Raw genomic sequence first — 25,806 nt, 5'->3', positions numbered from 1 at the left:
ACCGGGCTCTGCTCATTGTGATGGGGCTCAAGCCAGCCAGCTGGCCCACAGCAGCCGTAGCTGCAAGCCCCAGCGACTGCTCCAGCCCGTGGTGCTGCTCACCACCTTGCCGTCCTTGAGGATGAGGAAGCTGGGGGTGACGTTTACCTGCCAGCGGGCGGCGAGCGTCCCCTGCTCATCGTTGTGAGTCGGGAAGCTGAGCCCCTTTCTGGCCATGCCCTGTTGCAGTCTGGTGTTGTCACCGGAGCGCAGCGCCACCGTCAGCACGTTCTCGCCGTCTTGCCAGAGCTGCTCCACTGCCGGGGTCGTGAAGCGGCAGACGGCGCACCAGCTGGCCCAGTAGTAGATCAGCAGCGGCCGCTCCCGGCTCATGGCCTGCAGGTCGGCCCTGGTGCCATCTTGCAGGGTCAGCACTGGCAGCGGGCTGCCCTCCGGCAGCGCCGGGCTGCGCCACAGATCCAGCACGGTCGAGAGGATCAGGGCAAACAGCAGCAGCCAGAGCGCCTCCTTGCCCCAGCGTCGCCAGCGGGGTCTGGGGGTTGCCGTCTCGGTCATTCGTTACCCCAGTTTCGCCAGTTCAGTTTTCACGAGCTGTTCGAGCTGCTCGTAGGGGAGGGCGCCCGGCACCAGCTGATTGCCGATCAGGGTCGCCGGTGTGCCCTGCACGCCCAAGAGGGTGCCGATACGCAGGCTATTGCGCAGCTCCTCTGTGGCCTTGCCCTCGGGTTTGAGCGCCACATTGCCGGTGGCTGCCAGCGCCTTGTTGATGTCCGCCTCGGTCAGCATGCCTTGCTTGCTCATCAGCTTGTCGTGCAGAGCGAGGAAGCGTGCCGGATCCTGCTGCCACAGGGTCAGGCTGTACTGGGCCGCCTTGGCGGAGGTCTGCCCCTTGAACGGCAGCAGCTTGATCACCAGCCCCAGATCGTTCGGATAGGCCTTGAGCAGCTTGGCCACCGCAGGATCGAACTGCTTGCAGTAGGGGCAGTTGTAGTCGGTGAAGAGCACCAGGGTCAGCTTGGGGTGCTTGGCCCCCAGGCGCGGGCTGGTGGCACTGTTGAACAGCACGTCCTGGTTGCCCTTGATGAAGTCGCCGAGCTGGGCCGCCTGATCCGCGGCGTTCTGTTTCTCCCAGGATTCGGCCGCTTCATCGAGGATCTTCGGATTCTGGACCAGGGTCTCGCGGATGAGCTCCTTGATGCGGGCCTCCTGCTCCGGGGTGAAGGGGGCGGCGTGCAGAGCCGGGGTCAACAAGGTGCCCAGCAGGGTCAGGGCGAGCAGGGTCGGTTTCATTTGGTTTCTCCTTGAGAGGGGGCAATACCGGCTTGCGACAGGGTGGCAAGCAGGGTCGATCGGTCCAGCAGGGGGGAGAGGATCTCGCCATCCGTCAGGCCGGGCCCGTAGATCTGGTTGAAGGGAATGGCCACGCTGCCGCGCTGGCGCAGAAAGCTGGCGATGGTGTCGGAGGGGCGGCTCCAGTCCCCGCGCAGGGCCACCACATCGGGGGCGCTCAGGGCCTGTTGCACATCATCGCGAAGCAGTACGTTGAATTTGTTGGCCTTGCAGGTGATGCACCAGTCTGCGGTCACATCGACGAAGACTCGCTTGTTCTGGGCCAATGCCAGCGCGATGGCCTGCTCCGAGAGCGGCTGCCAGTCGACCCTGTCCTGCTGGGGCTTGCTGTCCAGGGTGAAGGCGCCGCCGAGCAGCAGGGCCCCACCCAGCAGGCAACTCAGTGCCAGCCCCAAAGTCAGCGTGCGTATGCCATGGCGCCAGACGACGGCCAGCAGCAGGGCCGTCAGCATCAGCGCCATCAGGATCAGCATCCAGAAGGAGCCGACGTGGTTGCCGAGCAGGCTGAGTAGCCAGAGGCTGGAGCCCAGCATCATCAGGCCGAGCAGGGTGCGCAGGCGTCCCATCCAGCGGCCCGGCTTCGGTAGCCAGAGCGCCAGGCGGGGGACGGCGGCAATGAGCAGCCAGGGCAGGCTCATGCCCACACCGAGCGCAGTAAAGATGAGCCAGAGCTGACCGAGCGGCGCCCCGAGCGCAAAGGCGACCGCAGTGCCGAGGAAGGGCGCTGAGCAGGGGGTGGCCAGCAGGGTGGCAAAGCAGCCCTGCAGGAAGTGACCCCCCAGCCCCTGGCCGCCGCTGGTGGCCAGGCGGGTATTGAGGTTGCTCGGCAGCCGCAGCTCGAACAGCCCCAGCAGGTTGGCGCAAAACAGCGCCGTCACCACCACCATGAAGCCGATAAACCAGACGCTCTGGAACTGTATGCCCCAGCCGACCGCTCCCTGGGTGGCGCGCAGCAGGGTGCTCATCAGCGCCAGCGCCCAGAAGGAGACCAGAATGCCGGCACTGGCCGCCAGGAATTGCAGGCGCACCGGGCGGCGCTCCCGGCTCTCGAGTTGCAGCACGGACCCCAGCTTGAGGGCCAGCACCGGCAGCACGCAGGGCATCAGGTTGAGGATGAGGCCCCCCAGCAGCGCGGCTCCCAGCAACCAGAGCAGCGACTGGCCGCCGCTCGGCAGGGTCAGGGGCTCACCTATGCGGACCTCGCTCTGCCAGGCCTGCTCGCCGCTTGCCAGCACCAACCCGAGTGGCTGATGACGGATGTCGGGGGCATCTCCCTGCCAGCCATCGCTGACCGGAATGCGGGCGATCAGGGTGTTGCCCTGGACGTCCAGGCTGGGCTCGCCAAATTCGGCTCCCTCCAGGCGTTGGAGGAAAATCTGGGGATCCTGCCAGCCCTGGGGGTTGTCGGCGGTCAGTTGCAACTGGTTCTGCCGGTAGCCCGCCTCGAGGGTCACAGTGCCCGGCATGGCCTGTGGCAGGGTGCTCATCGCCTTCGCATAGGCAAGGTCGAACCCGTCAGGGGCAGCGCCGTCCAGCGCCAGGGTGAAGGGGTAGTCGGTCAGGATGCAGACGTTGCTGCAGGTCGAGAGGCGCAGGGTGCCCGTCAGCGCCTCGCCGCCGTTGCGGGTGAGGCTGATGGGAAGGCTGACGTCCCCCTGATAGCCCTGGGTCGAGATGCCGCTGACGTCGAACCGCCTGGGCACTGGCCAGTGCCACTGCGCCGCCGGCTCGGGCTTATCCCAGAGGATCTCGGGGGCTATGCCGCCTTCTCCCGGGTTCTGCCAATAGGTTTTCCAGCCGGATTCAAGCTGCAGGCTGAGCAGCACCCGTGGGGCGGCGGGATCCCGGGTGTCAGCTTGCAGCCGCACCTTGGCGTGATCGTTCTGGGGGCTGGTGAGCCAGCCAGTGTCGCTGGCCAACCCAAAGGATTGCCACAGCAGACCGCTCAGCAACAGGGCGGTCTTGATGATGTTTGACATGTGTTTGTCTCTTGAAAATGAAAGTCAGGGTGGAGAAAACCGCCGCAGACTCATTCCCGCCAGACGCAGAGGGTGAGGTGCAGTCGCCGTTCGGGGGGCGAGATATTGATGGGAGGGGGAAGCGCAGGGGCGCGGCGCGACAGGGGCGCCAGCAGGGCAATCACGAAGGCGATGGCAAAGAAGATCTGCTCGGCGCAGAGCAGGTTGGCGGCACTGAGCCACTTGCCGTTGAGCTGGCAACTGCTGGGCTGGGGTGTCACGGTTTGCCCCTCATCGGCATCGGCGCTGGACGAGGGGAGGGGAAGAGCCTGGCAACTCAGGGCCTGGTCGAGCTGTGCCAATCTGGCCAGCGGCTGGGCCGCACAGTTGAGCACCAGGATGCAGACCAGCAGCAGGAGTCTTGTCGCCACGCGTTGTCGCAAAATCATGCTCGTCCTACCCTGTTGAATGGGGCATATCCTATCGATCAATGGTGGCGTGAGCAAGCCAGCGGGATTCGATGAGAGCACGTGCTCCATCTGGGGTGGTCGGTTCTGTCTGGCGAACGCTTGTTCGCTAAAAGGGGGACCAGTATACTGCGCCGAGTCAAATTCCGAGGTGTTCGATGCTCAAAATTGCCCGTGTGCTGCTGCTTACCCTGCTGCTCATCTTCTGGTTCGTGTTTGGTTTGTTGCTCTGTCTGGTGCGTCCGCGCCACCCCAACAACGTCTATGTTTTCGCCCGCATGTACCATGCCGTCTGCCCGCTCATCGGGCTCAAGGTCCGGGTCACCATTCCGGACGAGGTCAAGTCGGTGGGGCCTGCCGTCTATGTCTGCAATCACCAGAGCAATTTCGACATCTTCACCGTGACCGGTGCCGTACGCCCCGGCGTGGTGGCGGTGGGCAAGAAGAGTCTGCTGTGGCTGCCTTTCTTTGGCCTCATCTTCTGGCTCTCCGGCAACGTGTTGATCGACAGATCCAACCGCTCCCGCGCCATCGGCACCATAGGCCAGGTGGTGGATCGCATCAAGCACCACGGCACCTCCATCTGGATGTTCCCGGAAGGGACCCGCTCCCAGGGCCGCGGTCTGCTGCCGTTCAAGGCCGGCGCCTTCCACACCGCCGTCCAGGCCGAAGTGCCCGTGGTGCCCATCGTCTGCTCCAGCTACTTCGGTCAGGTTGACCTGAACCGCTGGGACAACGGCGAGGTGCTGCTGGAGATGCTGCCCCCTCTGTGCAGCAAGGAGCACGGCGCCGCCGGCATCCGCGATCTGTCGGATACCTGCCGGGCCAGGATGGAAGCCAAGCTGGCGGAGCTGGATGGCAAGCTGGGCCATCGCCCGGCCGCCTGAGGTTGAACCCAACTGCATGAAGGGAGCCGCTGGCTCCCTTTTTTATTGGTTAAAATCACCACGCTGTTGGCGATTTTCACCAACTCATGGCCTTGAGATGGCAATGCCAAGTCTCCATCTATCTGTAAAACAACAATAAATTATCTTGGCACGGCTCTTGTAATGCCATGGGAAGAGAGTGACATCCCATCAACAAGGAGCCAGACCATGAGCGTATTCAGCCGCCTGACCGACGTGATCAATGCCAACCTGCACAGCCTGCTCGACAAGAGTGAAGAGCCGGAGAAGATGCTGCGTCTGATGATCGAAGAGATGGAGCAGGTGCAGATCGAGATGAGAACCCAGGCCGCCCGCGTCATCGCCGAACAGAAACAGCTGGAGCGCCATCAGCAGGCGCTGCGCCACCAGATCCAGGAGTGGTCTGCCAAGGCCGAGCTCGCCATCCAGAAGGGACGTGAGGATCTGGCCCGTGCCGCCCTCACGGAGAAGCTGGCCGAGGTCAAGAAGTGCGATCAACTGGAGCAGGACAAGGCCCGGGTGGCCGAGGTGCTGGCCCAGCTCACCGCCGACAGCGAGCGGCTGGCGACCAAGCTGACCGAGGCCCGCGAGAAGCAGAAGATGCTGACCCTGCGCGAGCAGACAGCCCACAGCCGGATCCGTGCCCGCGCCCAGGTGGACAACCAGCGCATGCATGAGCTGATGGCCCGCTTCGACGGCTTTCAGGGCCGGGTAGATCAGCTGGAAGCCCAGCTGGAGGCGGCGACCCTGGGGCAGAATCCCTCCCTGGAGGCCCAGTTCCGCGAGCTGGAGTTGAACGACGAGATTGAGCGCGAGCTGGCTCGTCTGAAAAGCCGGAAGGCGGAGGCATAACCATGAGCCCCTGGCCCAAAGATCTGGCCCATCGCAAGCTGACCGGGGTCTGTGCCGGTCTGGCCAGGGGGCTTGGGATCTCGAGGGTGACGGTGCGGGTGCTGGCCTTGCTGGCGCTTATCCTGATGCCGCCCCTGGCCCTGGCTCTCTATCTGCTGGCGGTGCTGGTCATGCCGCCCCGTCGTGAATTGAAACGCTGGCTGGACTGATCCCCGGATCAGACTCGCTGGCCACTGCAAGCCTGTGAGGAGCACAACATGCTGGAATTTATCGTCTTGATGCTGGTACTGGTGACCATGGCGCTGACCGGGTTTACCGTGCTGGCCATGCTGCTGGTGAGCGGGGTCTTCGTGCTGTTTGGCGCCCTGGCCGGCATGTTTGCCCTCATCATCAAGCTGGCGCCCTGGCTGCTGCTGGTGCTGGCGGTGTGCTGGTTGCTCAGCAACAGGCGCAAGCACTCGAACACCTACCGTTAAGCCTCTCTGCTATCGGATCCTTCCTTGGCCGCTGCTCCCAGCGGCCTTTTTTATGGCGGGAGCGACTGGTTCAGGGGGACGGATCGATGGGGGCCGTATCGGCGCTCAGCCAGGGTTGGCTCCAGTCGTGCCAGAGTCCGGGGTCGAGCACCAGGCGCTCCTTGAATGCCTTGGTCTGCTGCTTGAGGCGATACTCGAGGCGCAGCGCCGCGCCCTTGTCCGCCACCCCTTGGCGCCAGACCAGGGTCAGCGGCCCCTTGCCACGCAGCGCTCGGGCACCCTTGCCGCTCTGGTGCTGGCGCAGTCGCCGCTCGGGATCCGTGCTGATCCCCGCATAGAGCGAGCCCGCGCCGGTACGCACCAGATAGATAAACCAGTTAGTTGCAGGTTTATCTGTACAGGCGTCCGTTGTCATGACTCTTTCCACTGGACCCGGCAGCGCCCGAGCAGGTGCAGGGGTAGCAGGCTCACCAGCAGACCGGCCCAGACGAAGGCGAAACCCACCGACTTCACCGGATCCGGGATCTCCCCAAACCAGAAGATGGCGAGCAGGAAGGCGAGGCTCGGCTCTATGTATTGCAGCAGCCCCACCGTGCTCATGCGGGTGCGTGCCACGGCGTAGCAGAACAGGCCTACCGGCAGCAGGGTCGCGGGGGCGCTGCCCATCAGCAGCAGCTTGTCGGCCCAGTCTCCTGCCATAAACTGGCTGGAACCCTGGGCACCGAGGTAGCCGAGAACGAGGAGGGCGACGGGAAGCTGGGCCAGGGACTCGAGATAGAGGCTGACACCGGCATCGTGGCGCACCTTCTTCTTGATGAGGCCGTAGAAGGCGAAGTTGGCCCCCATGATCAGGGAGAACCAGGGCAGTTCGCCGTAGGAGAACAGCATGTAGGCCAGCCCCGCCAGGGCCAGGGCGACCGCCAGATGTTTCTGGGGGGTGAGCCTCTCCTTGAGGAAGAGCACGGCGAAGGCGATGTTGAACAGCGGCGTCATGAAGAAGGCGAGGCTGGTGGCCAGCACCTGGCCCGTGGTCAGGCACCAGGTGAACATGCACCAGCTGATGGACATGATGGGCCCCGCCAGCAGGATGAGGCCGAGCTGGCGGGGCTCGCTGTGCAGGCGTGCCCAGGGTACCCGTACCCCGAGCAGCAGGAAGAGGCCGCCCAGCAGGACAACAGACCAGAGCACCCGGTGGGAGAGCAGCTCCCACATGTTGATCTCGGGCATGAACTGGTAATAGAGGGGCAGCATGCCCCACAGCACGAAGGAGAGGGCCGCACTGCCGGGGCCCAGCCAGTTCTTCATCGCTTTCCGTTTATTAAATTAAACAAATGTGGCCGCATGATAAGTATCTGCCGCCGGTTCCACAAGCGGGATCCTGCCGGAAACTCTGTTACCATCAGGCCATGAACCGACTCGATATCCTGTTTGAACAGATCCGGGCCTGCCGCCTGTGCGAGGCTCACCTACCGCTCGGGCCCAGGCCGGTGATCCGCGGTAGCGAGCGCGCTCGCCTGCTGATCATCGGGCAGGCGCCCGGTACCCGTGTCCATGCCAGCGGCATCCCCTGGGATGACCCCTCCGGCGATCGGCTGCGTCAGTGGCTCGGGGTCGACAAGGTCACCTTCTACGACGAATCCCGCATCGCCATCATGCCGATGGGGCTCTGCTACCCCGGCAAGGGCAAGTCGGGGGATCTGCCGCCGCGCCCAGAATGTGCGCCCACCTGGCACGACAAGGTGCTGATGCTGTTGCCCAACATAGAGCTGACCCTGCTTATCGGCCAGTACGCCCAGCGCCACTATCTGCGGGAGGCGGGCAAGGAGTCCCTTACCGAGACGGTGCAATGCTGGCGGGAGTATGGTCCCGGCTGGTTGCCGTTGCCGCATCCGTCCCCGCGCAACACCTTCTGGCTCAAGAAGAACCCCTGGTTCGAGCAGGAGGTTATCCCTCATCTGCAGCAGAGGGTTGCCCCCTTGCTGCTTTGATTCAGACTGCCGGCTCTGCCAGCGGTTTTGACTTGCCGCGCGCCATGGCGACCAGCGGCAGTATGATGCACAGGCACCCCAGCAGCAGCGGCAGACCCGGTTGCTCGTCAAACAGCCAGACCCCGATGGCAACCGCCATCAGCAGACCCGTGTACTCCGCCGAGGCGATCTTGCTCGCCTCCGCCTTGCGATAGGCCACCACGCACAGCCCCGCATAGACCATGATCAGCGCCGAGGAGCCGAAGGCGGGCCACCACATCTGCCACTGCCAGTTCCCCCCTTCCCACCAGGCCAGCGCCAGTATGAAAGGCATGCTCAGCACGTTGGTGAAGAACAGGGTCTGGGCGATGGGCTGCTTGAGCGGGATCCGCTTGATCAGCAGGTTGTTGACCGCCATGGAGAGCGCCACCCCGAGCGCTGCCAGGGCGGCCCAGTTCACCTCGGTCGGGCGCAACACGATCAGTACCCCTATGAAGCCGATCAGCGCCGTCAGCACCTTCTGGCGCGACAGTGCCTCCCCCGCCAGCCACACCGCCAGCGGCACCATCAGCAGGGGGGCCGCATAGAAGAGGGCGTTGGCGGTGGCCAGTGGCAAGCGGGTGAGGGCGACCACCATCAGGCAGACACCGACCGCCCAGATATGGGCCCGCAGCAGGTGCCACTTGATGGCTACCGGTGGGTTGCGCCGCCAGGACCAGAGCAGCCAGGGCGCCAGCAGGAGGGCGGCGGAGAGCTGGCGGAAGAAGACGAACTGGAACACCGGCTGGCTCGGCTCCAGCACCTTGACCAGCGCATCGGAGAAGACCGCCACCATGTTGCCCAGCACCAGATAGAGGATGCCTATTCCGACTGCGTTCATACCACCTCCAGATTCAGATGAGGTGAGGGTAGCCCGCGCCTAGTTATCCAGTAAAATGATAAAAAATCACCATGCATGAGAATTTTGGATAATGAAGCTGCCCCCCCTGCGTGCCGTTCAATACTTCGAGGCGGTTGCCCGCCTGCTCAGCTTCTCCCGCGCGGCCCTGGAGCTGAATGTCAGCCAGAGCGCGGTCAGCCACCAGATCCGCCTGCTGGAGGACTTTCTGGGGGAGCGACTGCTGTTGCGCCAGGGTCGGCTGTTGTCGCTGACGCCCCAGGGGGAGATTTATTTCGAGGGGATCTCCGCCGGGCTCGGCCAGATCGCCCAGAGCAGCGAGCAGTTGCGCGGCGGCGGCGAGATGCGGGTGCGGCTCGCGGTCTACAGCTCGTTTGCGGTGAAGTGGCTGATCCCGCGTCTGGCGGGGTTGCGCCAGCTCTATCCAGAACTGGATCTCAGTCTGGAGATGGTGGCGGAGGATCCCGAACTCTCCGATCGGGTGGCGGATGGTTTCATCACCGTCTCCCCCGAGGGGCCCGGCTATCTGCACGATCTGCTTTACCGGGAGCGGCTGATGCCGGTGTGCAGCCGGCGCCTGTGGCAACAGGTGGAGGGAGAGTGGCCCGCGGCCTTGTGGCAACTACCGCTGCTCTCCATCCAGGCGATCTACAAGGAGAAGGGGGAGGACTGGCGGCGCTGGGCCGAGGTGGGCGGGCTGACCATCCCCCCCGAGGCGAGGATGCACCACTTTAGCCACATCCTGCTGGCGTTGGAGGCCGCCAGCTGGGATCAGGGGGTGGCGCTCATCAACGACTACATGTTGCAGCCGGAGGATCCCGGTCTGGTACGATTGCCGCTGCACGCCCTCGAAACCGGCGACAACTTCTATTTCGTTTGCAAACGCTCGCGCGCCCATGAACCCGCCATCAGCCGGCTGCGACAGTGGCTCTGGCAGGAGGCGCAGGCGAGCCTGCGTCCCGGGGAGAGCGAGCCCCTCAGACGTGTTTGACCTGGCTCGGGATAAAGAGGCTGGTGGTACAGACCTGGATCAAGGTGCCGTACTTGGGAGTCTCCTGATAACGTTGGAGAACCCACCGTTATCAGGAGCTTTGGTGTTTAAGCTCGTTTGAACTGGCTCAGGATGAAGAGGCTGGTGGCACAGACCACGACCGAAGGGCCCGCCGGTGTGTCCTGGTACCAGGAGAGGGTCAGCCCACCCAGCACCGCCAGACAGCCGATCAAGGCGGCAAAGCCGGCCATCTGCTCCGGCGTCTGGCTGAAGCGCCGGGCGGTGGCGGCGGGGATGATCAGCAAGGATGTGATGATGAGCGCCCCGACGAACTTCATCGCTACCGCTATCACCAGTCCAATCAACAGCATCAGCACGCAGCGCAGCACGTCGACCCGCACCCCTTCCACCCGCGCCAGCTCCTCCGAGATGGTCATGGAGAGCAGGGGATCCCACAGCCGCCACAGGGTGAGCAGCACCAGGGCTCCGCCGCCGTAAATCCAGAGCAGATCCATGGGCTGCACCGAGAGCAGGTCGCCGAACAGGTAGGCCATCAGATCCACCCGCACGTTGTCCATGAAGCTCAAGGTGACCAGGCCGAGCGACAGGGCGCTATGGGCCAGGATGCCGAGCAGGGTATCGGTCGCCACCTGCTGGTTGCGGCTCATGATCACCAGCAGCATGGCCATGGCTAGGCAGCAGACCACCACCGCGAGGGTGAGATCCACCTGCAGCAAAATACCCAGCGCTATGCCGAACAGGCAGGCATGGGAGAGGGTGTCGCCAAAGTAGGCCATCTTGCGCCACACCACGAAGCTGCCGAGGGGCCCGGCCAGCAGGGCGATGCCGAGGCCGGCCGCGAGGGCATATAACAGAAAGCTGTCCACTTGAATGTCCTTAACTGCGCTTATGGATTGCGAGACGGCAGGCGGATGACGGGGGCCTGCGGCTCATGATGATGGTGTTCACCGTCGCAGTGGTGATTGTGGGTGTAGACCGCCAGCACCTCCCGCTCCGGGCGCCCGAACAGGCGGGCGAACTCGGGGTGGCGCGCCACGCTTTCCGGCTCGCCGTGGCAGCAGACGTGGCGATTGAGGCAGATCACCTCGTGGGTGCTGGCCATCACCAGGTGCAGATCGTGGGAGACCATCAGCACGGCGCAGTTGAACTCGGCGGCGAGCTGGCTGATGAGGGCGTAGAGCTCGATCTGGCCCGTGATATCCACCCCCTGGACCGGCTCGTCCAGCACCAGCAGCTCGGGCTTGACCAGCAGGGCACGGGCCAGCAGCACCCGCTGCATCTCGCCGCCGGAAAGCTTCTGCATCCGGTTGTCCAAGAGCTCCTGGGCGCCGACCCGTTCCAGCGCTTCCTCGATGGAGAGGCGGCTGTTCTTGCCGAGTTGCAGGAAGCGGCGCACCGTCAGCGGCAACGTTGGATCCAGATAGAGGCGTTGCGGTACATAGCCGACCCGCAGATCGCGACGGCGAATGATCTTGCCGGAGTCTGGGTTGAGTAAACCCAGCACCAGCTTGCTCAGGGTGCTCTTGCCCGCCCCATTGGGGCCGACCAGGGTGGTGATTTTGCCTTTGTTCAGGGTAAAGGAGACCTTGTCGAGCACGGACCGTCCGTCAAATGACAGACAGACCTCTTTCAGCTCCACCAGTTGGGTCATGACAGCTCCGGGGTTTACAGCCTGTGAGAGTTATAATATAACAACAGCATTGGTTTGTTATATTATCACACACTCACTCCCTGACGAGACCTCTATGCGAATTCTTACACTGATCACTGCCCTGCTGGCAGTGAGTTTGCCTGTCCGTGCCCTCGAGGTGCTGACCACCATCAAGCCCCTCGGCTTTATCGCGGCCGCCATCACCGATGGCGTGAGTGAGCCCAGGGTACTGCTGCCGACCGGCGCTTCTCCCCACGATTTTTCCCTGCGCCCTTCCGATATTCGCAGCATCAACGACGCCGATCTGGTGGTGTGGGTCGGCCCCGAGCTGGAAGGTTTCATGACAAAGCCTCTTGCAAAGCACCCCCATGCGCTGACCCTGACTCAGGTGCCGGGCATGCCCCTGTTCAACTACGTGACTCAGGAGAGCCACAACGACCACGATCATGAACACGAGGCCCACGCACACGGTGATCATGATGAAGGGCATGAAGGGTATGAAGGGCATGAGGGACATCACCATGAGGGGGTGGATCCCCACCTCTGGCTGGGTCCGACCCAGGCTAAGGTGATTGCCAAGGCGATCGCGACCGAGCTTGGCAAGCAGGATCCGGCCAATCAGGCCCGTTATGCCGCCAACCTCGCCGCATTCGATGCCAAGGTGGACGCCAGGGACGAGGTGATCGCCGGGCAGATGAAGGCGGTGAACCAGAAAGGCTATTTCGTGTTCCACGAGGCCTATGGCTACTGGGAGCGTCACTACGGCATGAGTTCCAAGGGACACTTCACTGTGAGCCCTGAGCGTCGTCCCGGCGCCAAGACGCTGGTAGAGATCCGCAAGGCGCTGGAAGAGAAGCAGGCACGCTGCATCTATGCCGAGCCGCAATTCTCGCCAGCGGTGATCGAGTCGGTTGCCCGCAACACCGGGGCCAAGGTGCTGTTGCTGGATGAAGTGGGCGAGGGAGTTCCGCTTGGTCCTGATTCTTATTTGCAATTCATGCAACAGCTGGCCGACGCCTTCGCTCAGTGCCGTTGAGTCACCCCCAGGCTTGCCCGATGGGGTAGCCGCGGCCAACTATACTGACCTCCAGCGTCTGATATGGAGTGTCAGTTATGAGATGGTTGCTTGTCCCCACCTGCACGCTGGTAGTGTTGAGTGCCAACGTGCAGGCCTCCCGCCTCTCCGAGCACCTTGCCAGCCCTGAGCTGAAGGTCAAAATGCAGGAAGTGTATGGTGCCCGGGCCATCCAGCGCGCCGAGGCCTTTTCACGCCTGCTCACACCCAGAGCGGGTACGACGGATCAGCAGAAGCTGGAACTGGTCAACAACTACTTCAACAATCTGACCTACAGTGAGGATCCCAGGCTATGGGGAGATGAGGACTACTGGGCCAATCCGCTGGAATTTATCGGGGCCAGGGGGGGGGACTGCGAGGATTACAGCATTTCCAAGTACTACACCCTGATGGAACTCGGCGTCGACGAGAAGAAACTGCGGCTGGCCTATGTGAAGGCGATCCGCTATAACCAGTTTCACATGGTGACGCTCTACTTCCCGACGACCAAGTCCGATCCCTTGGTGCTGGACAACATCAACGGCCGTATCCTGCCCGGCAGCCAGCGCAACGATCTGCAACCCGTGTACAGTTTCGATGCCAAGAGCATCTGGGTCATGAAGTCACGTCGTGAGGGAACCCTGGCCGGGAGTGCTGATCGCCTGACCCAGTGGACGTCGATGCAGAGCCGCTTCTCCAGCGAGCATCTGCGTGCTCCCCGTCGCCAGCTATAGCTTGCCTGCGGCTTTCAACTCCTCGAAATACCTCGCTGCCCCCGGATGCTGAGTGACGCTGAGCACCGGGCCTGTTTTGTTGCGCGCCTTGTGAAACAGGTTGGCATAGCCATAGGTCTGCTCGTTGAAGCTGGTCTGCTGGCTCAGCATCGCCTTGGTCAGGCGATAGACATCCTTATCCGGCGTGATGGCATTGGTCACCAGAGTGGCGGCGATGGCAAAGGTGGGGGTGGCTTTCAGATTGCCGGGATAGATGCGGGCCGGTATCTGACTGCGCTGATAATATTTGACGCCTTGCAACAATTGCTCCCGGATTGCGCCCTCGACGGACATGAAACGGATGGCACAGCGCTTGGATGTCTCCAGCACGATCCGGTTGGGGTGACCCATCACTAGTCCATAGGCATCGATCTGTTTGCTGCACAAGGCTTCGGATAGATTGGCCACGCTCTTCAGATCGAGATCCTGTTCCTTTGCCCCCAGCACGCTGAACAGTGCCAATGCTGTTTGACGGGTACCCGAATTCTTCAGCCCCATGTCGATGGGGGCCAGCTTGAGTTGCTCCAGAGTGGTGATATCGCCATCGGCCCGCACCACTATGGTGAAAGGCTCGGCATGGGTGGCAAAGAGGGTTCTCAATTCGGGCTGGGGTTGCCTGGCAAATGGCCCCGTGCCCTGACTGGCCTGATAGAGCCAGTCAGACTGGACGAGGGCGTAGGGGATCTCTCCGGCTTGCAGCAGACGTAGATTTTCGATGGAGCCCGAACTGGCCTGCGGTTTGCACTGCACTGTGGGGTCGCTCTTGTGAGCCAGCCGGCAGAATTCCTTGATGACCTGGTAATAGATGCCCTGTTCTCCTCCCGTGCCAATGGTCACGGATACTGCGTGCAGACTGGGCTGCCACAGCAGGGCAAGCAATAGGATGGGGAGTTTCATGATGCCTCCTGGCTGGCATAGCCATCGATGCCCCAACTGCGCAGGGTGTCCACGTCGTTGATGTCACCGGCTTCTGCCAGCAGGGTATAGCCGGAGGCATGCAGGCACTGGGAAAGCAGGTTCCAGTAGAGGGGGGCCTGAGTCAGCTGGCAACTGATGAAGACTGGCTTGATGGGGTCGAGCTTTGTCAGGTTGTCGTTGTTCATGGGCACATTGCTGAATGCCATCTCGATCCCCAGAGCCTGAAGTGCACCCAGACGCTCCTCAGCCATGGGAGGGAAGCTTGTCAGATCCCCGCGCCAGTCCAGAATTTTTCCCCTGGCGCTGGCCAAGGAGGATGAAAACTGTGTCCAGTCGGTATGATTGAGCAGGCTGAGGGGGAGCTGGATCCCTTCCGTCTTCTGGGTCAGCCAGTCGTGGATCAGCGTCCGGATTTCATCCGGCGAGCTGTCTGTGGTGGGGGGGGTCTTGGGCAGCAACCGGCTATACAGTCGGATGTGTCCTTGAGTGGAGAAAAAGTGTTGCAGATACATGCCGTTGGCGATGTCGGTCAACCCAGTGAGTTTCTGATGAGCCCGAAGACTGTCATGTTTGCCGAGCTGGGTGATCTTGAGTCTTTGCTGCAGCAGATCTCGTTTACGCTCGGAGACCAGTTGATTGATGGAAGCCACGACCTCCTGCAGCTCACGAAGCCATGGAGTTGGCAGAGTACCGCTGAACTGGCGTTTGCGGATCTGCACCAGTTGCAGGCTGACTTGTTCGAGAGGGCGCAACAGGCGGTTGCACACCCAGGTGATGACCAGAGTGAATACTAGCAGACCCGCGAGCAGTGCCAGCCCGGTGCGGCTGATGGCGTTCCAGAGGTGCTGGTAGGCATACCCTTCGTGTCCTTCGAGGGTGAGGGTGCCCAGAATGCGCCAGCCATCGGTGAGTTCCTGCTCGACCTTGACCGGTGGCATGTGGACGACAGTCGGCAGCCAGACGGGAATATTTTGCTGGGCCGTGTGGAAGACTTTCTGGAACAGCAACTGGCCATCGGGATCCAGCAGTGTGACCGAGCTGACGAAACCGCCATCGAACATGGCGTTGACGATGGTTTCCGCCAGCACCTTGTCGTCGTTGAGCAGGGTACCTTGCAGCACCAGGCCGAGTGCCGTGATGGCCGTCTCCAAGTTGGCCGACATCTGATCGAGGATGGATTGCCGTACCGTGGTGATCTCCAGCATGAGCAGCAGGATGGCACCTATGGCGAACAGGATTAGAATGATTACATTTAACAATCTTGCCAATGACATACCCACTCCCTGGAAATGTTTTTGCAACATCTGGCCGCCCGGGGGTGAACGCAACCGGACTTGGTTCTTAAAAATAGAAAAAATTGGCTGAAAAAGGCGATCATTTCTGCCCATGCGAGAAGGTTATGCATAAAATGTGAGTTTCGTGCATATCGTGATGAACTTTTTGTAAGTATTTGGGTCTAAAACCCAGATATTCGGTTTTCATAATAAAAAATCATAAAAACAGACCCACAACTACCACCCTTAGATCTAATAACAGGATAGCGGATGAAACGTCTCCGTCCCTTGGTAGCGCAGGCTGCCAACTGGGAACCCCCGGTTCCCCGCAAACATTTTTATGCCATGCTATTGCTCACGGCCATGACGCTGTCAGCGGTAGCCGTATTGCCGGCTCCAGGTGACATCCTTGAGCGGCCATTGCGTCTGGAGTTGCCCATTGCCACCACTGGTACCGCAACCAACGAAGACAACACCGACTTCAACGACATCCCCGACCACGAACTGGTGGAAGCAGCGGCGCCGGAAGATGACATTCCGGCCGACGGCACGCCCCAGTGGCAGGATTATCGGGTACGTAACGGCGAGAATCTGACCACCATCTTCAACAATCTCGGCCTCTCCACCACCACCCTCTACAAGGTGCTGGATGCGGATGCCAAGAATAATCTGGCCCGCCTCAAGCCCGGTCAGACCATCGAGTTGCTGATCGATCAGGACAACATACTGCAGCAGCTGAAGATCCGTCTGAACATCAAGCAAACCCTGGTGCTGGAGCGAACCGATGACACTTACAGCGCCAACATGCTCAATGAAGAGGTTGAGTGGCAGCAGAAGAGTTATGACGGCGTCATCAATGGCAGCTTCTACGTCAGCGCCCGCAACGCGGGGATCCCGGCCAACCACATCCAGAAAATTGCCAACCTGTTCCAGTGGCGCCTGAATTTTGCCAAGGATCTGCAAAGAGGCGACAAGTTCAAGGTGTTGGTGAGACAGGAGACGGTCGAGGGCAAGAGCACGGGTAACACCCAGCTGCTGGGAGTGGAAGTGTTCAGCCAGGGTAAGACGGTATCGGCCTGGCTGTCGGAAGATGGCAACTATTATGACGGCCAGGCGAACAGCCTGGAGCGAGGTTTCCGCCGTTACCCGACCCATAGTCGCTATCGGGTCAGCTCCAACTTCAACCCGGCCCGGCGCCATCCCATTACCGGTCAGGTTCGCCCCCATGAGGGGACTGACTTCGCCCTGCCGGTGGGGACGCCCGTGATGGCGACCGGCGACGGTGTCGTGCTCAAGGCGACCCGTCACCCCCTCGCGGGAACCTATGTGGTGATCAAGCACGGTCGTACCCTGATGACTCGCTATCTGCATCTGAGCAAGCTGCTGGTCAAACCCGGCCAGAAGGTGAAGATGGGAGACAAGATAGCGCTCTCCGGCAATACGGGCCGCTCTACCGGCGCTCATTTGCACTATGAGGTGCGGCTCAACAACCGCCCGGTGGATGCCATGAAGGTCAAGCTGCCGATGGCGGAACCGCTTTCCGGCAAAGACAAGCGCCAGTTCCTTGCCAAGGTGAAGAGCTATCGCAAGGAGATGGAAGCGGGTTAATCCCCTCTCTCCGGATACCAAAAGGCCCTGCCAATCTGGCGGGGCCTTTTTGCTGGAGACCTGGACTCAGTAGCCCTTGTCGAAGTCGATGCGGCCATCGAGCTGTTGACCGTCGATGAAGCGGATGTAGTTGCGTATGAAGATCTGGGCCACATCTTCCGGGAAGCTGTAGGCGCTGTTGTGGGGAGTGAGGATGAGATTGGGCTGATGCCAGAGCGGGCTGTCGGCGGGCAGGGGCTCCTGCTCGAACACATCCAGCACAGCCGTACCAAGCTTGCCGCCGCGCAATGCTGCCAGCAGGTCGCCTTCATGGACGGCATTGCCCCGGCCGACGTTGAAGAAAATGGCGCCCGGTTTGCAGTGATTGAACCGATCGGTGGTGAACAGATGGCGGGTCTCGCGGGTCGCCGGCAGTACGCTGACGATGACGTCTGCCTGGGCCAGCATCTTGTTCAGCGCCGGCAGCTGATACACCTGATCAAAGCCCGCGCGCTCATTGCCACCGTGGCTGATGCCGAGCACTCGCATGCCGAAGTGCTTGGCGGTGTGTGCGATGTGCTGACCTATGCTGCCGGTGCCCAGGATCAACATGGTGCGTCCCTTGAGCCCCAGATAGGGATGGCTCTGCCACAGTCGCTGCTGCTGCTGTTCGCGGTAGAGTGGCAACTGTCGCGACAGGCTGAGCAGGTGGCCGAACACATACTCGCTCATCAGCGGCCCGAAGATGCCGCGCACATTGGTGAGCAGGTAATCACGGCGGCAGCTGGCATCCAGCAGCACGTCGACCCCGGCATAGGTGGACTGGAGCCAGCTCAGCCTGTCGGCTTTGGCCAGCAGGGGTCTGGCCCGTGCCGGCTCAGCCATCAGGATATGGGCATCACCGATCAGCTTCTCGGCGTCGCTCTGGTTGTCGGCCCGCAGTATGTGCAAATGAGGAAGGCGGGCGGCCTTGAGCAGGCGTTCATAATGGTTGTTGTCCTGGCTGAGCAGAAGCAGGGTACGTTGACTCATACTCTTGTTCCTTATCATGTTTACGGCACGGAGGAGGAGGGGTCTGTCCTCATCTTACCCCAGTTGATCGGGCAAGATAGTCGACCAGGGCGCTTTTTCGTTTTCGCCACGCCCCTCGTGGGCTACAATCTGCCCCACATTTTGCAAAGGATCCGACTCCAGTGTTTGGTGACAAGTTTTATAAGCGACTGGCCGAGCTACAGCCTTGGCAGCAGACCGTCTACACCCTGGCGCTGGCAGAGCGCATGTATCCCAACTATGCGCTGTTTACCCAGGCCTCCGGCTTCGGGGATGCGAAGGCATTTCGCCACGCGTTGGATCAGATGTGGAATTACCTGACGGTTAAAGGTTCCCGCGTCAATCTGGGAGCGATCCTGGAGGCGTTTGAAGTCTATATTCCCGAGCCAGGCAAATTTGAGTCTTACGGCGCCTATCCGGCGCTGGATGCCTGTGTGGCGCTGGGTTGCGCCTACAACTCGGTGATCTGCCGGGTGGGTGAAGAGGCCAATGATGCCAGCCATGCTTCGGTCGGTACCGTGGCCGGTTTCATCGAGATGCTGGAAGAGCGGGATCTCAGCGACGAAGAGCTCTACGAGCATGAATACATGGAAGCCGAGCTAGAGTTCCAGGTCGAGCTGCTCAAGCGGGTCGCTCATGAGCGCGACAGTGATCGCATCTTGGCCATTCGCACCTTCGCGGCCCAGGACGGCGTCTCCAACATAGGCATCAGCCTGGAAGAGTGATCGCACTTCCCCGGCCCATAAAAAAAGCTCCCGAATGGGAGCTTTTTTTATGCCCGCTCCTCGGTGAGCGGCCTGACGCTCAGCACGGGCGCCGCGTCGATGCCGTCGGCATTCATCATGGCCGAGATCCGTTGCAGGGAGGAGAGTAGCAGTCCCTGTTCCCAGTTCTCCAGGGCCTGGAAGCGCTGGATGAAGCTCTCCTGCAGCGGGGTAGGGGCCTGGGCAAGCAGGGCGCGCCCCGCGTCAGTCAGTGTCGCATGCACCTTGCGTTTGTCGGTCTCACTGCGAATGCGCTGCACCAGCTGGCGGCTCTCGAGCCTGTCCATGATGGTGGTCGCGGTGGCCTGGCTCATGTTGGTGTGATCGGCGAGCTGGCGCATGGAGATCTGGCCAAGCTCGTTGATCCCCTTTAGCAGCAGGAGCTGCGGCGAGGTCAGCCCGGCCTCCTTGATCAGGCGCTTGGAGTGCATGTCGATGGCACGGATGATCTGGCGCAGAGCAACCAGCACTTCATCATGTTTTTCCATGGAGTCGGGGTCATCGCAGGGCAGTGGAGAGGCGCAAAATTCTCCGCCTAATCCACAACAAGGTCAATATGGTTTTTGGTGTAATCATTTCTGCTCTAATGAATTTTATGTTAGGTTATTGGACAATTGCCGCATTTAAACCCGATATTTGAGGAGTGACATCATGAATGACGACCTGGATATCAAGTCCCTGGTTGCCGATCTTCGCGTGGTCAGGGTCCGCTATGAACTGCCTGACACCTCGGCTTTCGTGCGTTATCAGCCCGCCTATGACGAGGATCCCAACAACCTGCAAGTGCATCACTATGATGGTGAGCTGCCGCTCTCCTGCAGCGACACAGGTTCTTTTAGTCTAAAGGAGTTGGTAAACGAATTGCGCTACGCCTATGTGCTGGTGCACCTCTTCCCCGACGAGAGCGCCATGAATTTCTACCTGGCCGGTCTGGACAATGGTCTGGCCCAGCTTGAGTTCATCGGCGGCTCCTATGACTTCAACCGGCTCTGGATCACCAGCGGTGTCTCCAGTCTGGGGGTGCCCATGGCCATCTTCCTCGGCAAGCGTCACGCCGTGAACGGCCAGCCTTCGGTCACCCTGGTGGATCACCGCGAGCGGGTGGCGGGTCGACTGGTCTATCGCGCCATCGGTGGTGCGGGGGATCACGTGGGTGAAGATTTTTTCAACAATGACTAAGGAGGCCAGATGAGAGCAACCAAAGGGCTATTGAAAGGCCTCAATCCCACCATGGCCATGACGGCCCTGACCGTCGTGACCCTGTTCCTGTTGTTCGGGGTGTTTGACCCGGATACCGCGGGAACCTGGTTCACCGGCGCCAAGGACACCATCATTGCTGGCTTCAAGTGGTACTACATTCTGGTGGTTGCCCTGTTCCTGTTCTTCGCCGTCTACCTGATGTTCAGCCGTTTTGGCAGCATTCGACTGGGCGACGACGACCAGGTACCGGAGTTCGGCTACTTCGCCTGGTTCTCCATGCTGTTCAGCGCAGGCATGGGCATAGGCCTGGTGTTCTGGAGCATCGCCGAGCCCATGTATCACCTGCAGGGCAACCCCTTCGTCACCGAAGGGATGACGCCGGAAGCGGCCCAGATGGCCATGCGCCTCACCTTCTTCCACTGGGGTCTGCACCCCTGGGCCATCTATGTAATCGTCGGCCTGTCGCTGGCTTTCTTCAGCTACCGCCGCAAGTTGCCACTGGCCATTCGCTCCGTGCTCTACCCCATTCTCGGCGAGCGGATCTACGGCTTCTGGGGCCATGCCGCCGACGTGCTGGCGGTGTTCGGTACCGTATTCGGGGTAGCGACTTCCTTAGGGCTTGGCGTCTCCCAGATGAACACCGGCCTCAACCAGATGTTCGGCATGGAAGTCTCCCAACAGAGCCAGCTCTGGCTCATCGGCGGCATCAGTCTGATCGCCACCCTGTCGGCCATCTCCGGCGTGGGGCGCGGGGTGAAGATCCTATCCGAGCTCAACATCTGGCTCAGCGCCTTCATCCTCGCTCTCTTTCTGGTGCTGGGACCGACCACCTACATCCTCAACGCCTATGTGCAGAATATCGGCGACTACCTGCAAAACATCGTCAAACTGAGCTTCTGGACCAACACCGAAGCCAACGGCACCTCGGCCTGGCAATCGAGCTGGACCGCCTTCTACTGGGGTTGGTGGATAGCCTGGGCCCCCTTCGTCGGTATGTTCATCGCCCGCATCTCCAAGGGGCGCACCATTCGCGAGTTCGTACTCGGCGTGCTGTTGGTGCCCTCCCTGCTCGGCATGTTCTGGCTCACCGTGTTCGGCGGTACCGCCATGCATCTGGAGCTGTTCGGCGGCGGTGGCGTGGTGGCGGCAGTCAATCAGGACGTGACCCTGGCGCTCTACAAGACGGTGGAACTGATGCACTGGGAGACCTTCGGCTGGATTGCCAAGGGGGTGCTGACCCTGCTTATCTGCACCTACTTCATCACCTCCAGCGACTCGGGGACGCTCGTGATTACGACGCTGCTCTCCATCGGCGATCAGGATCCCCCCGTATTGCACCGCGCCATCTGGGGACTGGGTCAGGGGCTGGTGGCTGCCATCCTGCTGGTCTCCGGCGGCCTGGCGGCCTTGCAGGCGGCCAGCATCATAGCCGCGCTGCCCTTCTCGCTGATCATGCTGGCCATGTGCTATTCGCTGATGCAGGGGCTCAAGCAGGAGAGTCAGCACCAGTTCGAATACCGGCAGAAGCTCAAGCGCCATCCCGGCTCGGTCAATCTGAGTCTGCTGGATCGCATCGGCCCGGGCTGATGACAGGTTAAGGTAAATAAAAGGGGAACCTCGCGGTTCCCCTTTTGCATGCTTGCGCGGCGGTCGGTGCTTACAGCATCTGCTTGAGTCGATAGAGCAGATCGAGCGCCTGACGGGGGGTGAGCTCGTCGGGACGCACCGCTTCCAGCTCTTCCACCACCGGATGGGGTTGCGGGGCGAGAGTCACCGGAGCCGGGCGAGATTCACCGGCGGCCACCGGAGTGGCGCTTTCCAGCTCGTGCAGTTTGTGACGGGCCTGCTGGATCACCGATTTCGGTACCCCTGCCAATGCGGCGACTTGTAGACCGTAGGAGCGGCTGGCCGCCCCCTCCTGCACCGCGTGCATAAAGGCGATGGTGTCGCCGTGCTCCACCGCATCGAGGTGGACGTTGGCCAGCCCGCTCATCAGCTCGGGCAGGCGGGTCAGCTCGAAGTAGTGGGTGGCGAACAGGGTGTAGGCACCAATCTTGCTCGCCAGCTGCTCGGCGCAGGCCCAGGCCAGCGACAGGCCGTCGTAGGTGCTGGTGCCGCGGCCAATCTCGTCCATCAACACCAGACTGCGGGCGGTGGCGTTGTTGAGGATGTTGGCGGTTTCGGTCATCTCCACCATGAAGGTGGAGCGGCCTGAGGCGAGGTCGTCCGACGCCCCGATGCGGGTGAAGATGCGGTCGATGGGGCCGATGCGGGCGCTGTCGGCCGGGACGAAGGCGCCGATATGGGCCAGCAGCACGATCAGCGCGGTCTGGCGCATATAGGTGGATTTACCGCCCATGTTGGGGCCTGTGATGATCAGCATCCGCCGTTCCCGCTCGAGCCGGATGGGGTTGGCGATAAAGGGGTCTGTCATTACCTGCTCTACCACCGGATGGCGGCCCGCTTCGATCAGGATCTGATCCTCATCGATAAGCGTCGGGCAGCGGTAGTCGAGGGTTTCTGCCCGCTCCGCCAGATTGGCCAGCACGTCCAGCTCTGCCAGTGCGGCAGCGGACTCCTGCAGATCGCCGAGGTGGGGCAGCAGGGTGTCGAGCAACTCTTCGTAGAGGCGCTTCTCCAGCGCCAGTGCCTGAGCTTGGGCTGTGAGTACCTTGTCCTCGTATTTCTTCAGCTCATCGATGATGTAGCGTTCGTTGTTCTTGAGGGTTTGACGGCGGATGTAGTGGGCCGGCACCAGATGGCTGTTGGCGCGGCTCACCTCGATATAGAAGCCGTGCACCTTGTTGTAACCCACCTTGAGGGTGTTGATGCCGGTCAGCAGCTTCTCCCGCTCCTCGATGCGGGCGAGGCTGGCGGTGGCGCCGTTGGCCAGATCCCGCAGCTCGTCCAGCTCCTGGTTGAAGCCGTCACGGATGACGCCGCCATCGCGGATCAGCACCGGCGGCACCTCCATCACCGCGCGCTCCAGCAGGTCGAGCAGCTCGGGGAAGGTGCTGGCGCGCTCGGCCAGTTGCTGCACCGCTTCGTGCTCGTTGTCCGCCAGCAGGCGCTGCAACTCGGGCAACTGGGCGAAGGCCTGCCGCAGGCGGGTGAGGTCGCGCGGGCGGGCCGAACGCAGGGCGAGGCGCGCCAGCACCCGCTCCACATCGCCCACCTGACGCAGCAGGTTGCCCAGCTCGTCGTAGAGGTTCTGCTCGATCAACTCCTTGATGGTGCTCTGGCGCCCTTTCAGGATCACCCGATCGCGGATCGGCTGGTGGATCCAGCGCTTGAGCAGGCGGCTACCCATGGGGGTGGCGGTGCGGTCCAGCACCTCGGCCAGGGTATTTTCGTAGCCGCCAGCCAGATTCTGGGTCAGCTCCAGATTGCGGCGGGTGGCGGCATTCATGATGACGGCGTGATCGGGCTGCTCGAGGCGCACGCTGCGAATGTGGGGCAGGGCGGTACGCTGGGTGTCCTTGACGTACTGCATCAGGCAACCGGCGGCGCACAGGGCTGTCTCGCTCTTGTCGACGCCAAAGCCCACCAGATCCTGGGTGCCGAACTGTTGGCACAAGAGCTTGCGGGCGGTACCCAGCTCAAACTCCCACTCGGGGCGGCGACGCAGGCCACGGCGACCCTCGATGTGGTGCAGGAACTCGAACGATTCGGGATAGAGCAGCTCGGCCGGATTGGTGCGTTGCAGCTCCGCCAACAGGGTCTCTTCTTTATCAAACTGGTTGATGAAGAAGCGGCCGGAGCCGATGTCCATGGTGCCATAGCCGAAGCGGCGGCCATCGTGGTAGACGGCGGCGATCAGGTTGTCCTGCCGCTCGCTGAGCAGCGCCTCGTCGGAGACGGTGCCCGGGGTGATGATGCGAATGACCTTACGCTCCACCGGCCCCTTGCTGGTGGCGGGATCCCCCACCTGTTCGCAGATGGCGGCCGACTCGCCGAGCTGCACCAGCTTGGCCAGATAACCCTCGATGGCATGATAGGGAACACCTGCCATCGGGATGGGGCTGCCCGCCGACTGGCCGCGCTTGGTCAGGGAGATATCGAGCAGTTGGGAGGCCTTGCGGGCATCGTCATAGAACAGCTCGTAGAAGTCGCCCATCCGGTAGAACAGCAGGATTTCCGGGTTCTCGGCCTTGAGGCCAAGGTACTGCTGCATCATGGGCGTGTGGGCGCTGAGATTGGCGCTTGGCGCAGCGCCAGTAGCGTGGTGTTGTGCGGTCATGTTCTATTCCAGAAGGGGCTCTTGCGGGCAAGCGTCTGCCGTAATGGGTCTGAATCTGGTGCCATTCTACATGGTCGGGCCGAGATGGTGAGGGGTTATCTCGCTTTGGGGAAGGCTGTCCTGGGATTTCACTGGCGTGGGAGGGGAGTGGCAAGCCGTGTCGGGAGGGCGGGAGCGGGGAATTGTGCGCAAGGCGTGGAAGGGGAAACAAGATCCCCGCCATCAGCGCGGGGATTGGCATCACAGAAACGGGAGCCGTCTCTCAATACATGGCTTCGTTGCCACTGAGCATCTCGTGCAGCTTGGTTTTCTGCTCCGGGGTCAGCACCTTGCTGACTTCAAACAGGTAATGGGCACGGTAGTAGCGGGCCTCGGCCTGCACGTTGCTGATGGTCTGCAACTGCTTCTTGGCGGCCGCCTCGTCCCACTTGCCGGTCTTGATCATGTTGATGATGACGTCCTGACCGATGGCGTCGAGCTTGACCGCGCCGAGCTCTTTGGCCGCCTGCTCACGCAGGCTCTTGATCTGTTCAACCTGTGCGCTGGAGAGGTTCAGCTCTTGCGCCAGGGTGGTTTCGCTCTGCAGCTCGGGGGCGCTCTCGGCGGCGAAGGTATTGGTGGCAAAACAGATCGCCAGGGCAGTCATGGCGACTTTAAATTGATGCTTCATCTGCTTTCTCCAGTATCCAAAAAGATAGAAACCGCATACAGGGCGGTGCCTGCTGATTATAGGAAGCCCCCATGTACTGGAGCTTAAGCGTGGGTGACTTGCCACTGTGGCGCGCTTGCGCCAAATGCTCGGCAGGGCCATGCCGGTCGCTGACGCAGCCGCTCCCGGGTAGGTTGCTCGTGATTCGGGGCAACTGCATAATGACCCCCATGTTTCCCCCGAAAGGGATCAGAGAGGGCATGAGGATGGGACTAGAGGCAGAAATCGACCGTCTATCCCGGGAGCTCGGCGAGGCATTGCTGGCGCGAGGCTGGCTGGCCGCAACGGCGGAGTCCTGTACCGGGGGCGGGGTCGCCACGGCCATCACGGATATTGCGGGCAGCTCAGGCTGGTTCGATCGCGGCTTTGTTACCTATACCAACGAAGCCAAGCAGCAGATGCTGGGGGTGAGCATCGACAGCCTGCTGCGCCATGGCGCCGTCAGCGAGGCCGTGGTGCTGGAGATGGCCAGAGGGGGCCTCGCCCGTTCCGATGCCGGGATCTGCGTCGCCATCAGCGGCATCGCCGGGCCTGGTGGTGGCAGTGACGACAAGCCGGTCGGCACCGTCTGGTTCGCCTGGGCGGATCGCACAGGCCGTCATCACTCCCTGCTCGCCCGTTTCGATGGCGACCGCCATCAGGTGCGCCAGCAGGCGGTCAGGCAGGCCTTGTCCGGACTGCTGGCTCTGCTCAGATAAATT

The 25,806-nt window shown here is 61.8% G+C and carries 28 protein-coding genes; 13 read left to right on the top strand and 15 right to left on the bottom strand.

Annotated elements, in window-relative coordinates:
• Positions 1-27: 27 nt before the first annotated feature.
• From BN1127_RS15135 to BN1127_RS15120, 4 genes are read right to left on the bottom strand one after another with little or no spacing between them, the layout of a single operon-like run.
• Positions 28-555: a protein disulfide oxidoreductase gene (locus BN1127_RS15135; protein ID WP_042649991.1), complete on the bottom strand. Its 528-nt coding sequence runs from the start codon at positions 553-555 to the stop codon at positions 28-30.
• A 3-nt stretch (positions 556-558) separates the two neighbouring features.
• A complete protein-coding gene (locus tag BN1127_RS15130; protein ID WP_042649990.1) occupies positions 559-1,290 on the bottom strand; it encodes a DsbA family protein in 732 nt (243 codons plus the stop codon).
• Positions 1,287-3,329: a protein-disulfide reductase DsbD family protein gene (locus BN1127_RS15125; RefSeq protein ID WP_042649989.1), complete on the bottom strand. Its 2,043-nt coding sequence runs from the start codon at positions 3,327-3,329 to the stop codon at positions 1,287-1,289. The genes BN1127_RS15130 and BN1127_RS15125 overlap by 4 nt, the downstream gene beginning before the upstream one ends.
• Positions 3,330-3,379: 50 nt before the next feature.
• Positions 3,380-3,757 (bottom strand): hypothetical protein, encoded by a 378-nt coding sequence (locus BN1127_RS15120; RefSeq protein ID WP_042649988.1) that lies wholly within the window; start codon positions 3,755-3,757, stop codon positions 3,380-3,382.
• Positions 3,758-3,933: 176 nt separating this feature from the next.
• On the opposite strand from BN1127_RS15120, the gene BN1127_RS15115 reads away from it, so the two are divergent.
• From BN1127_RS15115 to pspG, 4 genes are all read left to right on the top strand, one after another.
• The gene (locus BN1127_RS15115; protein ID WP_042649987.1) at positions 3,934-4,662 is read left to right on the top strand and encodes a 1-acylglycerol-3-phosphate O-acyltransferase; all 729 of its coding nucleotides are present in this window, start codon (positions 3,934-3,936) and stop codon (positions 4,660-4,662) included.
• 207 nt (positions 4,663-4,869) lie between these two features.
• A complete protein-coding gene (gene pspA, locus BN1127_RS15110) occupies positions 4,870-5,532 on the top strand; it encodes a phage shock protein PspA (protein WP_042649986.1) in 663 nt (220 codons plus the stop codon).
• 2 nt (positions 5,533-5,534) lie between these two features.
• Positions 5,535-5,741 carry a PspC domain-containing protein gene (locus BN1127_RS15105; protein WP_042649985.1) on the top strand — a complete coding sequence of 69 codons (207 nt, stop codon included), beginning with the start codon at positions 5,535-5,537 and terminating at the stop codon, positions 5,739-5,741.
• Between the two features lie 48 nt (positions 5,742-5,789).
• Positions 5,790-6,008, top strand: a complete 219-nt coding sequence (gene pspG / locus BN1127_RS15100; RefSeq protein ID WP_042649984.1) for an envelope stress response protein PspG — start codon at positions 5,790-5,792, stop codon at positions 6,006-6,008.
• 70 nt (positions 6,009-6,078) lie between these two features.
• On the opposite strand, the gene BN1127_RS15095 is transcribed toward pspG, so the two are convergent.
• Positions 6,079-6,423 (bottom strand): GIY-YIG nuclease family protein, encoded by a 345-nt coding sequence (locus BN1127_RS15095; protein ID WP_042649983.1) that lies wholly within the window; start codon positions 6,421-6,423, stop codon positions 6,079-6,081.
• Positions 6,420-7,313 carry an EamA family transporter RarD gene (rarD, locus tag BN1127_RS15090; protein ID WP_042649982.1) on the bottom strand — a complete coding sequence of 298 codons (894 nt, stop codon included), beginning with the start codon at positions 7,311-7,313 and terminating at the stop codon, positions 6,420-6,422. Before rarD ends, BN1127_RS15095 begins: the two co-directional genes overlap by 4 nt.
• A gap of 101 nt (positions 7,314-7,414) precedes the next feature.
• Between rarD and BN1127_RS15085 the strand changes: the two genes are divergently transcribed.
• Entirely contained in the window at positions 7,415-7,996 is a 582-nt protein-coding gene (locus tag BN1127_RS15085; RefSeq protein WP_042649981.1) for a uracil-DNA glycosylase family protein, read from the top strand.
• 1 nt (position 7,997) lies between these two features.
• On the opposite strand, the gene BN1127_RS15080 is transcribed toward BN1127_RS15085, so the two are convergent.
• On the bottom strand, positions 7,998-8,855 hold the full coding sequence (locus BN1127_RS15080) for a DMT family transporter (RefSeq protein WP_042649980.1): 858 nt from the start codon (positions 8,853-8,855) through the stop codon (positions 7,998-8,000).
• 91 nt (positions 8,856-8,946) lie between these two features.
• Between BN1127_RS15080 and BN1127_RS15075 the strand changes: the two genes are divergently transcribed.
• Positions 8,947-9,864, top strand: coding sequence for a LysR substrate-binding domain-containing protein (locus BN1127_RS15075; RefSeq protein ID WP_042649979.1), 918 nt, complete (start codon positions 8,947-8,949; stop codon positions 9,862-9,864).
• Between the two features lie 107 nt (positions 9,865-9,971).
• Here the strand turns inward: BN1127_RS15075 and znuB are convergent, their stop codons facing one another.
• The gene (gene znuB, locus BN1127_RS15070) at positions 9,972-10,751 is read right to left on the bottom strand and encodes a zinc ABC transporter permease subunit ZnuB (protein ID WP_005331063.1); all 780 of its coding nucleotides are present in this window, start codon (positions 10,749-10,751) and stop codon (positions 9,972-9,974) included.
• 20 nt (positions 10,752-10,771) lie between these two features.
• Positions 10,772-11,536 carry a zinc ABC transporter ATP-binding protein ZnuC gene (gene znuC / locus BN1127_RS15065; RefSeq protein WP_042649978.1) on the bottom strand — a complete coding sequence of 255 codons (765 nt, stop codon included), beginning with the start codon at positions 11,534-11,536 and terminating at the stop codon, positions 10,772-10,774.
• 94 nt (positions 11,537-11,630) lie between these two features.
• Here znuC and znuA point away from each other — a divergent pair, with 94 nt between their 5' ends.
• Positions 11,631-12,572, top strand: coding sequence for a zinc ABC transporter substrate-binding protein ZnuA (znuA, locus tag BN1127_RS15060; protein ID WP_042649977.1), 942 nt, complete (start codon positions 11,631-11,633; stop codon positions 12,570-12,572).
• Between the two features lie 77 nt (positions 12,573-12,649).
• Positions 12,650-13,324 carry a transglutaminase-like cysteine peptidase gene (locus BN1127_RS15055; RefSeq protein ID WP_041206463.1) on the top strand — a complete coding sequence of 225 codons (675 nt, stop codon included), beginning with the start codon at positions 12,650-12,652 and terminating at the stop codon, positions 13,322-13,324.
• On the opposite strand, the gene BN1127_RS15050 is transcribed toward BN1127_RS15055, so the two are convergent.
• Positions 13,319-14,260, bottom strand: a complete 942-nt coding sequence (locus BN1127_RS15050; protein ID WP_042649976.1) for a TAXI family TRAP transporter solute-binding subunit — start codon at positions 14,258-14,260, stop codon at positions 13,319-13,321. The two genes, BN1127_RS15055 and BN1127_RS15050, sit on opposite strands and share 6 nt — an antisense overlap.
• Positions 14,257-15,555 carry a LapD/MoxY N-terminal periplasmic domain-containing protein gene (locus BN1127_RS15045; RefSeq protein ID WP_042649975.1) on the bottom strand — a complete coding sequence of 433 codons (1,299 nt, stop codon included), beginning with the start codon at positions 15,553-15,555 and terminating at the stop codon, positions 14,257-14,259. Before BN1127_RS15045 ends, BN1127_RS15050 begins: the two co-directional genes overlap by 4 nt.
• A 270-nt stretch (positions 15,556-15,825) precedes the next feature.
• Here BN1127_RS15045 and mepM point away from each other — a divergent pair, with 270 nt between their 5' ends.
• Positions 15,826-17,163, top strand: coding sequence for a murein DD-endopeptidase MepM (mepM, locus tag BN1127_RS15040; protein WP_042649974.1), 1,338 nt, complete (start codon positions 15,826-15,828; stop codon positions 17,161-17,163).
• Between the two features lie 66 nt (positions 17,164-17,229).
• Here mepM and BN1127_RS15035 read toward each other — a convergent pair whose 3' ends face one another.
• On the bottom strand, positions 17,230-18,174 hold the full coding sequence (locus BN1127_RS15035) for a D-2-hydroxyacid dehydrogenase (RefSeq protein WP_042649973.1): 945 nt from the start codon (positions 18,172-18,174) through the stop codon (positions 17,230-17,232).
• Between the two features lie 161 nt (positions 18,175-18,335).
• Between BN1127_RS15035 and BN1127_RS15030 the strand changes: the two genes are divergently transcribed.
• Positions 18,336-18,917, top strand: a complete 582-nt coding sequence (locus tag BN1127_RS15030; RefSeq protein WP_042649972.1) for a YjaG family protein — start codon at positions 18,336-18,338, stop codon at positions 18,915-18,917.
• Between the two features lie 47 nt (positions 18,918-18,964).
• On the opposite strand, the gene BN1127_RS15025 is transcribed toward BN1127_RS15030, so the two are convergent.
• Entirely contained in the window at positions 18,965-19,444 is a 480-nt protein-coding gene (locus BN1127_RS15025) for a MarR family winged helix-turn-helix transcriptional regulator (protein ID WP_041207092.1), read from the bottom strand.
• A 163-nt stretch (positions 19,445-19,607) separates the two neighbouring features.
• On the opposite strand from BN1127_RS15025, the gene BN1127_RS15020 reads away from it, so the two are divergent.
• Together BN1127_RS15020 and BN1127_RS15015 are read left to right on the top strand one after the other, a co-directional pair.
• Complete coding sequence (locus BN1127_RS15020) at positions 19,608-20,135, top strand: hypothetical protein (protein WP_025325616.1); 528 nt, start codon at positions 19,608-19,610, stop codon at positions 20,133-20,135.
• Positions 20,136-20,144: 9 nt separating this feature from the next.
• Entirely contained in the window at positions 20,145-21,743 is a 1,599-nt protein-coding gene (locus BN1127_RS15015; RefSeq protein WP_041206460.1) for a BCCT family transporter, read from the top strand.
• Between the two features lie 70 nt (positions 21,744-21,813).
• On the opposite strand, the gene mutS is transcribed toward BN1127_RS15015, so the two are convergent.
• Positions 21,814-24,396, bottom strand: coding sequence for a DNA mismatch repair protein MutS (mutS, locus tag BN1127_RS15010; RefSeq protein ID WP_042649971.1), 2,583 nt, complete (start codon positions 24,394-24,396; stop codon positions 21,814-21,816).
• Between the two features lie 262 nt (positions 24,397-24,658).
• Complete coding sequence (locus tag BN1127_RS15005) at positions 24,659-25,066, bottom strand: Spy/CpxP family protein refolding chaperone (protein WP_042649970.1); 408 nt, start codon at positions 25,064-25,066, stop codon at positions 24,659-24,661.
• Positions 25,067-25,311: 245 nt separating this feature from the next.
• Between BN1127_RS15005 and pncC the strand changes: the two genes are divergently transcribed.
• Entirely contained in the window at positions 25,312-25,803 is a 492-nt protein-coding gene (pncC, locus tag BN1127_RS15000; protein ID WP_041207091.1) for a nicotinamide-nucleotide amidase, read from the top strand.
• Positions 25,804-25,806 lie beyond the last annotated feature (3 nt).

Origin of the sequence: Aeromonas media (genome assembly GCF_000819985.1) — a bacterium.
Classification (GTDB): Bacteria; Pseudomonadota; Gammaproteobacteria; order Enterobacterales; family Aeromonadaceae; genus Aeromonas; species Aeromonas media.
Note: the sequence above shows the minus strand (reverse complement) of the source record. Positions and strands in the feature narration are given on the sequence as shown.

What these genes read in the sequence shown, in the direction of transcription:
- BN1127_RS15025 (WP_041207092.1), bottom strand. Translation starts at nt 19,444, where the DNA reads ATGGAAAAACATGATGAAGTGCTGGTTGCTCTGCGCCAGATCATCCGT.
- BN1127_RS15105 (WP_042649985.1), top strand. Translation starts at nt 5,535, where the DNA reads ATGAGCCCCTGGCCCAAAGATCTGGCCCATCGCAAGCTGACCGGGGTC.
- BN1127_RS15035 (WP_042649973.1), bottom strand. Translation starts at nt 18,174, where the DNA reads ATGAGTCAACGTACCCTGCTTCTGCTCAGCCAGGACAACAACCATTAT.
- BN1127_RS15115 (WP_042649987.1), top strand. Translation starts at nt 3,934, where the DNA reads ATGCTCAAAATTGCCCGTGTGCTGCTGCTTACCCTGCTGCTCATCTTC.
- znuA (WP_042649977.1), top strand. Translation starts at nt 11,631, where the DNA reads ATGCGAATTCTTACACTGATCACTGCCCTGCTGGCAGTGAGTTTGCCT.
- BN1127_RS15020 (WP_025325616.1), top strand. Translation starts at nt 19,608, where the DNA reads ATGAATGACGACCTGGATATCAAGTCCCTGGTTGCCGATCTTCGCGTG.
- mutS (WP_042649971.1), bottom strand. Translation starts at nt 24,396, where the DNA reads ATGACCGCACAACACCACGCTACTGGCGCTGCGCCAAGCGCCAATCTC.
- BN1127_RS15120 (WP_042649988.1), bottom strand. Translation starts at nt 3,757, where the DNA reads ATGATTTTGCGACAACGCGTGGCGACAAGACTCCTGCTGCTGGTCTGC.
- BN1127_RS15045 (WP_042649975.1), bottom strand. Translation starts at nt 15,555, where the DNA reads ATGTCATTGGCAAGATTGTTAAATGTAATCATTCTAATCCTGTTCGCC.
- BN1127_RS15085 (WP_042649981.1), top strand. Translation starts at nt 7,415, where the DNA reads ATGAACCGACTCGATATCCTGTTTGAACAGATCCGGGCCTGCCGCCTG.
- pspG (WP_042649984.1), top strand. Translation starts at nt 5,790, where the DNA reads ATGCTGGAATTTATCGTCTTGATGCTGGTACTGGTGACCATGGCGCTG.
- rarD (WP_042649982.1), bottom strand. Translation starts at nt 7,313, where the DNA reads ATGAAGAACTGGCTGGGCCCCGGCAGTGCGGCCCTCTCCTTCGTGCTG.
- mepM (WP_042649974.1), top strand. Translation starts at nt 15,826, where the DNA reads ATGAAACGTCTCCGTCCCTTGGTAGCGCAGGCTGCCAACTGGGAACCC.
- pncC (WP_041207091.1), top strand. Translation starts at nt 25,312, where the DNA reads ATGGGACTAGAGGCAGAAATCGACCGTCTATCCCGGGAGCTCGGCGAG.
- BN1127_RS15050 (WP_042649976.1), bottom strand. Translation starts at nt 14,260, where the DNA reads ATGAAACTCCCCATCCTATTGCTTGCCCTGCTGTGGCAGCCCAGTCTG.
- BN1127_RS15055 (WP_041206463.1), top strand. Translation starts at nt 12,650, where the DNA reads ATGAGATGGTTGCTTGTCCCCACCTGCACGCTGGTAGTGTTGAGTGCC.
- BN1127_RS15135 (WP_042649991.1), bottom strand. Translation starts at nt 555, where the DNA reads ATGACCGAGACGGCAACCCCCAGACCCCGCTGGCGACGCTGGGGCAAG.
- pspA (WP_042649986.1), top strand. Translation starts at nt 4,870, where the DNA reads ATGAGCGTATTCAGCCGCCTGACCGACGTGATCAATGCCAACCTGCAC.
- BN1127_RS15015 (WP_041206460.1), top strand. Translation starts at nt 20,145, where the DNA reads ATGAGAGCAACCAAAGGGCTATTGAAAGGCCTCAATCCCACCATGGCC.
- BN1127_RS15075 (WP_042649979.1), top strand. Translation starts at nt 8,947, where the DNA reads ATGAAGCTGCCCCCCCTGCGTGCCGTTCAATACTTCGAGGCGGTTGCC.
- znuC (WP_042649978.1), bottom strand. Translation starts at nt 11,536, where the DNA reads ATGACCCAACTGGTGGAGCTGAAAGAGGTCTGTCTGTCATTTGACGGA.
- BN1127_RS15130 (WP_042649990.1), bottom strand. Translation starts at nt 1,290, where the DNA reads ATGAAACCGACCCTGCTCGCCCTGACCCTGCTGGGCACCTTGTTGACC.
- BN1127_RS15095 (WP_042649983.1), bottom strand. Translation starts at nt 6,423, where the DNA reads ATGACAACGGACGCCTGTACAGATAAACCTGCAACTAACTGGTTTATC.
- BN1127_RS15005 (WP_042649970.1), bottom strand. Translation starts at nt 25,066, where the DNA reads ATGAAGCATCAATTTAAAGTCGCCATGACTGCCCTGGCGATCTGTTTT.
- BN1127_RS15080 (WP_042649980.1), bottom strand. Translation starts at nt 8,855, where the DNA reads ATGAACGCAGTCGGAATAGGCATCCTCTATCTGGTGCTGGGCAACATG.
- BN1127_RS15125 (WP_042649989.1), bottom strand. Translation starts at nt 3,329, where the DNA reads ATGTCAAACATCATCAAGACCGCCCTGTTGCTGAGCGGTCTGCTGTGG.